Origin of the sequence: Pseudoalteromonas sp. PAB 2.2 (assembly GCF_001938575.1) — a bacterium.
In the GTDB taxonomy this organism is placed as follows: domain Bacteria; phylum Pseudomonadota; class Gammaproteobacteria; order Enterobacterales; family Alteromonadaceae; genus Pseudoalteromonas; species Pseudoalteromonas lipolytica.
In genome coordinates this window covers 81,662-94,337 of sequence record NZ_LYPI01000007.1, presented here as the reverse complement: position 1 = coordinate 94,337, position 12,676 = coordinate 81,662, and the positions used below count along the sequence as shown (strand labels likewise).

Genomic DNA, 12,676 nt, shown 5'->3' with positions numbered 1-12,676 from the left:
CAAAGCATTTAACTAAGATAATTTATTTTTCAAAAGTTCGTTTTCGACCTTCAGTTCTTATCCTGTAATAATCTAGTTTGAACATATCTACCCAACAATGAAATTATTTATTATGATGTTACTAAAATGGATTATCAGGTAAGCATATGAGTAAAGGGAAAAAAATTTTAGAACTAATCGTGCCAATAACAATAATCGGCGGATTCCTAGGTGCTGTTCAAGACATACTAGCTCCTATTGGTAAGTTTGGTGTATGGGCAGGCTTGGTCTTTCTGTGCTTAGCTATCGCATTATACTTCGTTCCTGAGGAGTCTAAAATTGGCGAGCGAATAAAGAAAATGAGTGAGCATTGGAAAATGCCGCTCATAGTAAGCCTACTGATAATTAGCGTTAGTGTATTTATATGCACCAGTTTTTCTAGCAAAAATGTAAAACAAGGTGGTAAAGGTATTTTAGTTGAGAAAATGCCAATTTTTATAGAAATCCAAAATAAAATATTCTCTTTAGTCAAAGAAACGAATGAAATTGTAAAAGACACAAATTTAACTGTTAAAGACAACAACATAAGAATTAAAACGACTCAATTGGGTGTTGAAGAAACGCAAAACGATGTCAAGGTAATCCTTCAAAATACCAAAGCTACAGCAACACAAACTCTTGCTGAACTGGGATATAGTGTTGCTAACAGTTGGGATTTTTATAGAGCAATTCAAGAAACATCAGGCTCAGAGTTGGTTGAGGTTCTTAATTATTTCAAAAATGCCAAACTGAAACTTAATCGACAGGAAACTGTCTATCCTTATTTATTTACATCTGATAATGAAAGAAATAATGCTCTCTTACGCATGCCTAAATACGCTAACCTAATACACAGTTTAGTAATATTAGATATTCCAACAGAGAAATTAATTACCGTATTTGACGTTTTCACTGAAAGTGAACATTTGAAGTCACCTGTTGCAGATTTCTATGCACACGAGTCACTCAACCCAAACAGAAATCCCGCTGGGTACGAAACACTTCACCCTCAAGAACTGCTGGGTAACAATATGTCTAATTTAAACCGATCACTAATAAGTTATCCTTTACATAGAATGAAAAAAGATTCCACAAAAAGAGGGGGCTACTCCTTACTCCATACCGCAGCAGTTTTAGGAGAACTTGAACTCATAAAGCAGCTCATAAAACGAGGTCATAATCCAAATTTGACTAGTATTAGTGGATATACACCTCTAGCTTTAGCGATAGAAAATGAAAATCTAAATGTTGCAGACCTATTACTAGACTATAATACCGTCGATGTTTCAATGAACGAAAACGTAGCGTTAGAAATATCTCTTTTAAAAGCACTTGATGGCTATTACCCTATGCTCGAGACTAAGCAACCAAAAGATAATCCATACCTAAAAGTTGCTAAGCGTATTATGAATAAATTAGAGAAAAGGCCTGAACATGTCATTGAAGCAACTGAGAGTATTTATCGGTCACATATTGGGTTAGTAGAAAAGCTGAAGGAACAATACGAACCAGGTACATATTATTTCGAGGAATACACACAACATATAAACCTTGGTCAAAACTATTTGAACGCATTAAGAACATTGTGAATTATTTGTACTTGGACTGTACTAGCTCAGACTTGAACTGACAGTTACCACCTCACGAATCGGTCACTGTCATTTTTGTTCTTTGCTAGAGCATATTAGAGACCGCATCGTAATGTTTTGCTAATGCACTTAACATGTCTTTTTGGTGTTCTTTTATTTGAGCTTCTTGCCAATCGTTTTGTTCTTTTAATATTTTAAACATGGCTTTTAACTTTAAAGAGTCGTATTGAAGTTTTGCTTCAAAATCGACAAGCTTCTTCTTGACTGCTTGATTACTATATGAAGAGTTTTCACCAGGGCTTAATAAAACTAAATTTCCAAATGCATCTAAAAAGTCTCGCTCCAACATATTTTGGTATTCTTCATGCTGCGGGTAAACATGCTCAACAGAATTCTTAGCCGTGATACGATAGTTTTTGAATTGTTGCCGCTGCCTATCAGATTCTTGTTTCCACAAAATATATTCCAGCTTTTGAAACCAATAATGCTCAAAACTTGTTCCTCTTGGTTTGGCAAAATAATTTTCGTATGCCTGCCAAGAGTAAACTTCCGGCTGATGTTGCTTAGCTAGCTTGAAACTAGCTGTTTTTTGAGTTTCAGGCTTAGTCGCCAACGATAAGTCATTATCAATATTTTCAAGTAAGGCTATGGCTTGTGCATCTTGAGTAATATTGTCTTTTATCAAACCTGCAATAAATGGGGTTATCCAATACTGCGCACTTCGCTCACCGGTAAAGTTACGCACACATTGCAGCATTACTAATTCATTTATTTCTTTCTGAGTACGATTAATGTACCGCTTCCCATTTGAATCACTTTGACTAATATTAGTTAAACGTAATTGTTCATCATCGCTATCGTCACGCTCAACCCACTTAACCACCCAACGATCAAACTGATAACGCACTTGCCACAAGGTTTTGATAAATTCTTTAACTTCGTTTTCACTGGCTGTAATGAGTGGCTCAAAGGTTTCTAGTAATTTGTCAGCATGCACGCGAGGAGCAACATCATTAGTGCCATCACCTAGCTCAACAGCTCGGTTAGCCAAATAAATACGATAAGTATGGATAAGTAATAATGGGAAACCAATAATGGGACGACAATATACAGTTTCGGTGTCTAAATCGTAGGCGACATCACCTAGCTCAATATTAGATTTATTATCTTGATTTCCTTCGCTACCACTTACTGTGATTGCTTTTAATTGTTCTGCTAGTTGCATAATGGTTAAGCTCTGCCTAGATCTTTTACTAGCACTCTCATCTTTTACAAAAAGCTCCTCCTTAAAGCAAGCCAAATGCTCTGACTCAATTTTATCCCACGGAGCGTTAGGAAAGACTTTACGCACATTACGCTCAAAGTAATTTTCCATGTGTTCACACGCTAACCACATAGCATCGAATAAAGCTTTATCTTTAGAAACTTGTTTGAGCAGTTTTGATTTTAATATATCAGCCTGCTCAAGCTGTATGCCAGCAGTGTTCATGGTAGCGAACAAACGATTCAAGTCCATTTGAGAAGGCACTATATTATTCACCCATTGCACATTCTCAAAAATATAATCACCTAATAAAATACGATCTTCATTTTTGAGCGCTTCTACTTGTTGCTCTAACACTTGTAACGCTGCATATATACGCTTTAAATATGGATTTTCACCAATCGCTTCTAGCCCTGGAAATACATAATCATCAAGGCCAGCTAAGCTACCTAATAAGTGCTGTACTTGATCTCGAATAGTAAATTGAAGTCTCGGCTGCTTTTTAAAGGCGGCTATATCTGCAATGGCTGAATCAACTTTTGCTATTTTAAAAGCAAGCGCAATTAGCATTAGCGTGGTAGTGCGTTGTTGTCCATCGATTAGCTCATAAATACCATTACCATCTTCATCTAGTTCTACTGAGGTAAGAACTGTCCCAATAAAATAATTAGGCTCTTCCGCCAAACGAGCATCGTTAATATCGTTGAATAGCTTTAATACTGCTTCATCTGGCCAAACGTAGGGACGTTGATAACTCGGTATACTAAATTGATATTGATTCGTTTGAATGTAATTTAACGTAAGAACCTGCGTTTCAACGTGATGCTGTGTTATCTGATTTCCTTTATTATTAGCTTCACCTAAAAATACATTAGCCATTTTGGCCTCCTTGATTTGTGCGCTTGCTAATCTGATGCATAGCCATTTTTTCTGTGCCTAGAGGAAGAATGTAAGTATCTAACTTTGTAGTGTAAGTGTTTGCGAGCTCTTCTGCTGAAAGGCCATTAACAACGTCTAGTCCAAAGTTATTTAATACTTTATGTATAAAGCGTTTTTTAACGCTATTTTTATTCACAGCTAAATTAGCTGGGTCTGCTTTAAAGCTAAAACGGTCCAAATAATCAAAACACAGGGCTGGTGTGTGGCTAGCTGTAATCCAGTCAAGTACAGGGTTATCGCGGACAAAGGCTGATATAGAACTTTCTCTCACCGCTTTTTGATTGCTTACGCGAGGTGAGTAGATAACTCGGAACAGCTTCTTCGCTGCAATGTCTAACTGTTGTTCGCCAAATTGGCTAATGTATATAAGCAGTGCTGTATCGTATAACCCTTTTACATAACTACAACCCTCAAGCTGGCAGATCAGGTTTTGATAAAAATGAAAAAAGCTAATTAGAGTGTTTTCTGTATTCGTTGGAGAATGTGAAGTAACCTTTATATGGTTAGCCTTATTATTAATTCCGCCCGTTAAATACTTACACCTTAATTGTTCAAAGTAGCTTAAAAAATGAATAGTATTAATGCCGCTATTTAATGGCTGTCTCAGTTCATAACCTTGCTGTGCTTGTTTATCTATTTGTCCACCGTCTGGCAAATATGTACGTTTAAAGCGCCCAAAAGCAATATCGTCGCCTTTACCCGTACTTTCGCCAAGTTCATTGACAACAGCGCTTCTTACTAGATTAGGCTGGCGGTGAGAAGGTACATTACGGTTATAAAGTTTTTGCCAATAGCGCCCTTTAAGCAATGATCCAACAACGGGGTTTAAATCGCCTAATGCTTCCCATTTTGCAGCAAATTCATTTTGGTTTTGTCGCGCAATGGCTCTGAGGTGATGTGCTTTAATAATGTCAGGTCCACTTAACCTAACACCACCAGTATTCTGAGTTTCAAAGAAGCGATAGGCATCGTCTTCGCTACGAGTAACAACCAGAGTTAAATTGATTTTATTGGCATCAAAAGTGGCTATTTGGCTAGCATTACTGGTTGTCGAGTATGCCTGTAACCAAGCAAGGTTTTTAACGATTTGTTGTTGTGATTCTGGCGAATCGTAGCTTAGGTTAAGAGCAAAGCTATGTGATTCATTCGCTTCGTTAGCGTTATTAACCGTATAAGATAGATATTGCACATAGGAAATCAACGCTAAGGTTGTTAAACGTTGCTGACCGTCAATAATATTTAGCTGCCTACTTTCTGCTGACTGATGCAAGATTACACTGCCTAAGTAATACCCATAGGCACTATCGCTTTGTGCTAAATCGCTTAAAAAAAGCTGGTAGTCACTCAACAACTTTTTTATTTGTACTTCGCCCCAACGATAAGGTCGTTGATACTCAGGTATAGCTAACTCACCAGCAATTTCCGCTTTACTAGAACTAATAATACTTTTGCCACTGAATAACTGCGCTAAAGTACAAGATGCGACTTCAACTGACATAAAACTCCTTATTAGCTTGACTAAGAAGTCTATCTTAGTCACGCAAATCCATTTATAAAAAAACAACTACTTATAAAACACATTTCTGCAATCTTAAAATACTCAATCAATCCAACTATTAATAGCAACTAATTCAGAGATACTTGCGTGTTGAGGGTTATAAATCCATTCTTGATCAAATACTTCTCGTATTCGTTCACTTAAGTAACAATCACCAACAACCAAAGAGAAAAACTTATTCCCACATTGTTTTAATTCAAAAATTGAGTCTAATTGATTTTTTGGTAAGTTTCTCATGACAAAATCAGAAACAATTAGCAAATCAGCTTTGTTGTAAGTATTTTCAGTCATTAAATGCAAAGCATGAGAAATTGCAGGACCGACATCTGTACCACCATGGAACGACATAGATAAAAAATCTGTGAGTTTATCCAAGCTAAACCCTTTGGAAAGATCTAAAGTATTGATTGAAGTTGAAAAATTAATTATATAGCAGTCTCTATTCTTTGATTGTGCTTTTAGTGACATAACAAAGGCGACCGCTTTTGCAACAGTTTCAGGCGCACCTTGCATTGATCCACTAGTATCGATACATATAATAACAGGACCTTTTTGTTCATCTTCGTCTACAGCTAGAGCTTCTTCAATTTCAAACTCTTCATCAACAAGTTGCTGACCAGACATTTCAAAACACATCAAGGATGATTCAACATACTTAAGATCAAATAAGATTGATGTTTCAATATCACTCAAGAGTGCTAATTCTGAAGGGAGAGCGTGCTCAATATCTTTACTTAATTTAACACCTATAATTTCTTCTTTAGAGTTCACATCTGTTACAGCTGATTTTTGTATGAATGAATGCGTAACGGATTCAATTTTTTCGCTTTTTTCTGTTTGGTTTAAACGCCCAAGCAAGTCTAAGAGCCTTTTAACTCCCTCATCATTAGATATCTGCTGCAACAAGCTTTTAACTCTTGATAAGTTATTTAGCTTTAAAGTTCCACTAGATAGATCAAGCAAAAAGCCTGGTTCGATACCTAAAGAACGAAGTAACCCAAGCATTTCATCAATGAGTTTTAGTTTTTCAATCAGGCCATTTAAGAACTTTTTTCTTAGTAGGGATATTTGCTCTAGTTCCCACTGTTCATACTGTAAGCTGAGTAACTTTTCCCACTCATTCGCCAATAAATTAACGGAAGTAACTAAATTACTTGTACCCATAACACCATTAGGACTCAAAGTGACAGCATCATGCTTAATGCTCGCTAAGTCATTATCCCAAAAATTATTGTTATAATTAACGTTACTTTTAGAACACAAAACTTTGTATTGATTTAGAGCTAGTTCATACTGTTCTATAGTTAGGCTATCAAAATCTAGTGTTTTAAACACATTCAGTTCATTTTGAGCTTCATAATGAGGAAACTCTAAAATACAATGACGGTGGGACTTATTGGCCCAAGTTGTTAATCGCTCTTCAACTTGTAATGCTAAATTTGGAGCATGCTTAAATACGCTTTGGAAGTCGTCATGTATATTAGCGCGCATACTGTTCATATAGTCATCAACTTTACGCACTGCATAGCCCTTTTAAACGGTCACAATCTTTAATTCTTAATTTCAAATCACTTATTTGCTGATTTATACCATTTAGCGCAATGTTACACGATTGCTCAGACACAAATGGCGAGTACAAGTTAGCCATATATTCTGATTGTTTAGCCTCACATAACTCTAAAGTTATTCTCAAAGTTTGTTTTAGTTCCTTAACTTCATTTTTTAAAGCGTCAATTAAACGACTATTTACGTTCTGTTTTTTTTGTCCTTTTGAGCATAAGATTTTAGGTGTGAAGTGAGCCTCAGAATCATATCGCCCCTCTAGCCCTGTAATTTTAACATCGCAACTACCTTGACCATCAAATGTACACGTGTAACCTGTAAGCTCATTGCCATTCGAGTCTAAAGGTTTGAAGGCTTCTCTACTTTTCATTTTAGAAACTGGAATGTAAAAGGTACGTGTAGTCTCTTTATTATCATTATAATATCCGGTCTTATAGCGAAACGTTATTTTCGCCTTATAATAATCTTTGCCTTTGATGTTGTGTGTTTCATAAACATCATTTTGATAAAAAACTTCAACATTAATTTCTTTATCAAGCTCATCTTTCTTCCGATCAAGCTCCGCTAAGCTAACTTCAGGAGAGAAACCAGACTCTTCAATAGCAGTATTTACTATTCTTTCAACTTCTTCTCTGTTTGCTTCTGTTGTCCAAAGACAATAACGTAACAATAAAGTATCGCTATGATTGGTAACCATACGGTTATTAAAAAATGCCGAGGCTTTAAGCAATTGGGCGGCTTTTTGCCAACGTCTGTCAGACACATAAACACCAAGCTCTTCAAATTGTTCCGACAGCTCTTTTCTTATTAAATGAATAATTGTTAACGTATCTTGTGAAAGTTCAACGGTATCGATCTTTTTAAGCCAGCTAGTCCATTCATTATTCTTAATGACTACCTCATCAGCTACTTTAATTTCAGCGAGGGTTGGTTTGCTACTAATTAGGCTTTCAAAGTTTTCTTTTATCTCAATTGGACCAACCATTAACCTGATAATAAAGCGATCGTATAAAGCATCTAAACCTTGGTTTTCTTCTGGTGTTTCGTTTGACGCTGCAATTAAGGCCTTTAAAGGGGTCTTTTCAAGCTCTTGTCCATTTTTAAAAATCCCCTCATTTATAAGCGTTAATAGGCTATTTAATATTGCAGGACTCGATTTCCAAATTTCATCTAAAAACGCAAACTCTGCCTTCGGTAAATAATTTTCAGTTTTACGTGTATATTGATCTTCTTTTAACGCTTTTATCGATACCGGCCCAAACACCTCTTCTGGAGTACTAAAACGGTTCATTAAATATTCAAAATAAGGCGGGTTATCAAATGCTTTAGCGATACGTCGCGATATTAAACTCTTAGCTGTGCCTGGTGGGCCATATAAAAATGTATTTTGCCCAGTTAGTGCACCAAGTAATGCAACTGGGATTATCTCCTCACGCTCATGCATGCCAACAGAAATTTGATCAATTAATTTTTTTATTCTTGTTTGTAAACTCATTATTTATTCCTTTAAATTTGTTCTAATGCTTTGTCTGTTGCTTGTGCAAGTGCTTTAAAAAAACGCAAACACTTTTCTAGTTCATCTTTTTTGATTATTTGAGGCTTTGTAGTGTCAAATTGTACTCGATGCACTGCATCTCCCCTTTTATTAATCCATTTGTTGAGCTGTTCCCTCGCATCTTTTGGTAATACATTCGGCCACTTCCACTGCTCTGTAACATCTAGCCCAAAAAATTCTTCAAATAGTTTCTTAGTTTTATTTGAATTTGGGTTATGAAAAAACTTCAACCTTTCATGTAATTGCTTTTCAGCAAAACGACCGAATTGAGACCCTTTAATTAAAGCAAATTTGTCATCAAACCTTTCTGTTACAACATCTTCCACATAGGTTTCCCATGCAGTTAAGATCATTATCAGACTAGCTTTTTTCAATACATCATACGAACACAATTCAGGGTGGTTATTTAAAGTTTCAAAGCATGTTAATAGCTGTTCAGCTTCAGATAGAGCTCTATTAAAATTTTGTAATGAAAGAGTCATATTTTTCCTTAAACATCACTAACAACTGAGTGCTTGTTAGTCATTCCTTTTTTATAATATACAGAAGATTATCATTCTTTAATTCGCAAGCTTGCGAAATATTACTTGGCTTAGACTGAAAACTTTGTAAACAACAACGCGGAACTGGCTGTTATTTATTTTTAATGTAACTTGAGTTGAGGTACCTCTTCAACCAATTACCTTAAGAATAAATGTATAAGTTTTAGTATCCTGAGTGTTACGTTCATAACTCAGTCAAGTCAGTACTAACATTCTGCAACACATCGTTGTAGCCTTTTAGGACATTTTCTTTATGGATTAGATCTTGTTTGAGTTGTTCAACTTTTGTAACTAAATCCTTTGTTAAGCTAGGAACAAAGTTATTTTTCTCAATCACTAACTTCTCTAATATTAAGCGAATACACCGTTTTAGTTCGTCACTAATATCATTTAGTAATAGAGCAACAACTCTGGCTTGCTCTTTGCGCAATTGCTCTATTTCATCACCTTCAACTTGCTCAACAGTAAATTGTTGTCGTATTGTATTAATATGCGCATCAAGATCTAAACTAACTGCAGGAATCGTAATTCGTTCAACTGCATTGTTTAATGGCATTAAAACCATTTCGGGGTCAAAGTCATCATCCCCAAAATCAAACATCTCTCTAATTGATGCTTTTATATCCTGTTTAAATAAGCTTAATTGAATTGCATTTTCACTTACGTCATAAAGTGCTTTGCTTGTTTCTATAACAAATGACTCAAGCTTACTCACAGCATCATGAACACTTGCATAGGTGTAATTAACTGTGCGGTAATGAGTTGACGTAACTGTACGAGTTGAACCCCATGAGAATGGGTTGTACCATGATGAGTCACTCACTTCTCGGGATGTTGTATAGCTTTCTTCTCGCGAGCCTGATTGCGAATGAACTTGTTTTACCTGTATCGCATCTTGATTTATGTCAGTTAATAATCGCGTTAATGTTTTTTCAGCTTGAATACTGTATTTTTCAAAAACAATATTAACTTTAACTGTGCCAGCCTCTATGCGTTTAACAACTGCTTGTTGTTTTTTCGCTAAGCTTTCAACGTCGCCTTCAAGTAAGTTTTTACGCTTATAAGTTACGTCATCGGCAATTTGAGTTAGTTTTTGTTTAACCTCTCGTTTTGAGCCTATTAGCAGGTTATTAAAACGATCTGCCAATATCTGTTCTTTTTTCACCTTAACAGTATCTAACTTAGTTGTTACTCTTGTGAAGTTAGCAACTGCTGAAAACGTATTGGCATTAAATGTAAAATCATCAAACATACCGTTAAGAAGATTCAACGTATGCAACTCTTCTTCATTTAAAGATTGCTCTGGCTTTATGGCTAAATCGTAACAGCGAGATGAAATAAATATAGGCGGCAAAGCATTTTGTAAAGTGCTCATTAAGTGGCTTTGATTATTATCATCTTCAGTACTATGATGGGCTGAAAATTCATTACATACCTTATCTACATTACTCTTGGCCTGATTATTAAGTTTTGTAGTAATAGCCGGTAACGCCTCTTGAATAGACGGGTACTTATGGTACTCATCCAATAAGGCCCCATCAAACAGTGAACCAATTAGTACAATATCTTCAATACCTTTATTGGGAATATTTTGCGCCAGCAAGCTCATATCTGATTGGTCTAAAAATTGGCCGCTATTGCTGAGTACAAATACAACGTCACATTGACCTATAAACTCTTGTGTACGCCTACCACGGGAGATTATAGGGTCGTTCATTCCCGGTGTATCAACCACCTCAATATCGCGTAAAGACTCAATATTCAAATGCAGCTCAGTGCTTTTTACTATTGGTGTAAACTCGCCGCTGGCTCCCACATAGTTATTTAGTTTATCGACTAATTCATCATTATTATTTACTTCATCAAGCGATATGGTTGTATCTAAATACTGCGCAACGTTTAGTCCTGAACTTTTAACCATATTTAAAAGCTCAATACTGGCTTTTTCTTCATCAGATATAACAGGCTTAGCGGGTGAAGAAATAAAAACGCCCTGCTTTTGCGATATTGCCTTATTGGCTTGGTATTCTAGCAATGCGTTTTCGTAACTTGCTTGTTTAGTGAATGCTTTATCCGCTAAGTTTTTAACTTTATTCCACTCATTTTTGCTATAAAACTCAACCAGTGCTTTTGGCTGTTGAGCATAACAAATTTTAGTTAGCGCAGCCGTCATCGGTGTTGCTGCTTTTGGGAGTACGTCTTGGCCATTAAATAACAAACTATTTAAAAACGAAGATTTACCTCGTTTTATTTGGCCAATTATACCAATACGCAACAACCTATTTTCATTCTGTGTCTGTAGTGCGTCGTTTTTAAAATTACTAGCCAGTACCTGTAATTCAGCCAGTAATTTCTCATCTACTGAGCTACGATACAGCTCGTAACCTTTACTTATTTTTAATAAACTTAATGATTGCTCTTCAATCATTTTTTACTTCCTTTTATTGGCCTCATTAATCTAAATTGGCCTGAGACTAAAACTTCCCAAGGAGATAAATCACATAAATAATTAATATCACTCATTAATACCTCCCCCACACAACCTGTATTTATATAAAGCTGATCATCCAAACCTAGTACTATTTCATTCTGTAAAAAATAGTTACTGCTGTAAGGGAAGAATATTTTCTCTTCCGTTTGTATATTTTTTAAGGAAGCTGCCCATAATCTTGCACCATTGATACCCGATAAATATGATTGTTTCAGAGCGTAATCCTCTGCTTGAGCTATTTCAGCAGAAAAAATACTCCCGAGAATGACATTAAGTTCATCATAAGACTTACTTTCGTTAGAATTGTTTGAGTGTAGAGGGTGAAGAATTAAATCAAAGAAATCTTTAGAAAGCTCGCTCGAGACAACAATATTATCACCTGATATGTACTCTGCTTTTACGCTCAACGTATTACGTTCACTATCATAGACTAACAATAGATCTGACAAGTTGGCATAAAGTAATTCTTCTGCGTTTTTTACTATATAAATATCATTGTTCGATATACGTAGTTCGTGACGTTCAAGCTTTATTTGTAAAAATGGCAGGAGTAATTCATGGGTTAATAAATTTGGAATAAAATTAGTTGTAATTTCATACTTTATTTTATAATTTCCCTTTGTATAATTAAGCTCTTCCCACTCTAAATCATCTAGGTTAACTTTTTTCTTTATTACTTCAATTAATCTATTTCTTCTTATCTCAGCGGTTTCTGCCATTAACGCTTTATATTCAACTTCATGATAGGCGAGTAAGTGTTTAAAGTAATCGGGGGTTAATAAATGTGAGCTGAAATATAATGCACTTTCTTGCCAGTTACGGTTTTTAATATGGCAGAATAAATCAAAAATATCTTGTTGAGTGCCTTTTAGTATTTCAAGCTGGGTTGCCATTGCGTTTACTAAAGGCATTTCTTTTTCGTGCACTTGATTATCACGTCGGGTCATCATTAGCGCATCAAATAAAAACAATTGTGCTAATGGTTTACGCTGATAATAAGTAACAAATGCTTGAATAGTTGCTTTGTCTGGCGCTTTAGCAAAATCAACCACATCATCTAAAACAGAATTATCGAGTGAAAAAGAGTTTATTAGAATTTGCAAATACTCAACCTCAGTTTCATGAATGTTATTATCTACATTCATCACTAAACTGCC

At 35.6% G+C, this 12,676-nt stretch carries 8 protein-coding genes; 1 reads left to right on the top strand and 7 read right to left on the bottom strand.

Annotation, left to right across the window (positions count from 1 at the left end):
- Positions 1 to 146 precede the first annotated feature (146 nt).
- Positions 147 to 1,607, top strand: coding sequence for an ankyrin repeat domain-containing protein (locus tag BWD47_RS00860; RefSeq protein ID WP_074988562.1), 1,461 nt, complete (start codon positions 147 to 149; stop codon positions 1,605 to 1,607).
- An 85-nt stretch (positions 1,608 to 1,692) separates the two neighbouring features.
- Here BWD47_RS00860 and BWD47_RS00855 read toward each other — a convergent pair whose 3' ends face one another.
- The 7 genes from BWD47_RS00855 to BWD47_RS00825 all read right to left on the bottom strand — a co-directional run bounded on the left by BWD47_RS00855 (position 1,693) and on the right by BWD47_RS00825 (position 12,667).
- Positions 1,693 to 3,750 carry a DUF262 domain-containing protein gene (locus tag BWD47_RS00855; RefSeq protein ID WP_074988561.1) on the bottom strand — a complete coding sequence of 686 codons (2,058 nt, stop codon included), beginning with the start codon at positions 3,748 to 3,750 and terminating at the stop codon, positions 1,693 to 1,695.
- Positions 3,743 to 5,308, bottom strand: coding sequence for a DUF262 domain-containing protein (locus BWD47_RS00850; protein WP_074988560.1), 1,566 nt, complete (start codon positions 5,306 to 5,308; stop codon positions 3,743 to 3,745). The genes BWD47_RS00855 and BWD47_RS00850 overlap by 8 nt, the downstream gene beginning before the upstream one ends.
- Before the next feature lie 102 nt (positions 5,309 to 5,410).
- Complete coding sequence (locus tag BWD47_RS00845; RefSeq protein ID WP_083633604.1) at positions 5,411 to 6,889, bottom strand: VWA domain-containing protein; 1,479 nt, start codon at positions 6,887 to 6,889, stop codon at positions 5,411 to 5,413.
- Positions 6,882 to 8,426 (bottom strand): AAA family ATPase, encoded by a 1,545-nt coding sequence (locus BWD47_RS00840; RefSeq protein WP_074988559.1) that lies wholly within the window; start codon positions 8,424 to 8,426, stop codon positions 6,882 to 6,884. The genes BWD47_RS00845 and BWD47_RS00840 overlap by 8 nt, the downstream gene beginning before the upstream one ends.
- An 11-nt stretch (positions 8,427 to 8,437) precedes the next feature.
- On the bottom strand, positions 8,438 to 8,968 hold the full coding sequence (locus BWD47_RS00835; protein WP_074988558.1) for a HEPN domain-containing protein: 531 nt from the start codon (positions 8,966 to 8,968) through the stop codon (positions 8,438 to 8,440).
- A gap of 244 nt (positions 8,969 to 9,212) precedes the next feature.
- Positions 9,213 to 11,456, bottom strand: a complete 2,244-nt coding sequence (locus tag BWD47_RS00830) for a dynamin family protein (protein WP_074988557.1) — start codon at positions 11,454 to 11,456, stop codon at positions 9,213 to 9,215.
- Positions 11,453 to 12,667, bottom strand: coding sequence for a hypothetical protein (locus BWD47_RS00825; RefSeq protein ID WP_143104560.1), 1,215 nt, complete (start codon positions 12,665 to 12,667; stop codon positions 11,453 to 11,455). Before BWD47_RS00825 ends, BWD47_RS00830 begins: the two co-directional genes overlap by 4 nt.
- Positions 12,668 to 12,676: the final 9 nt, after the last annotated feature.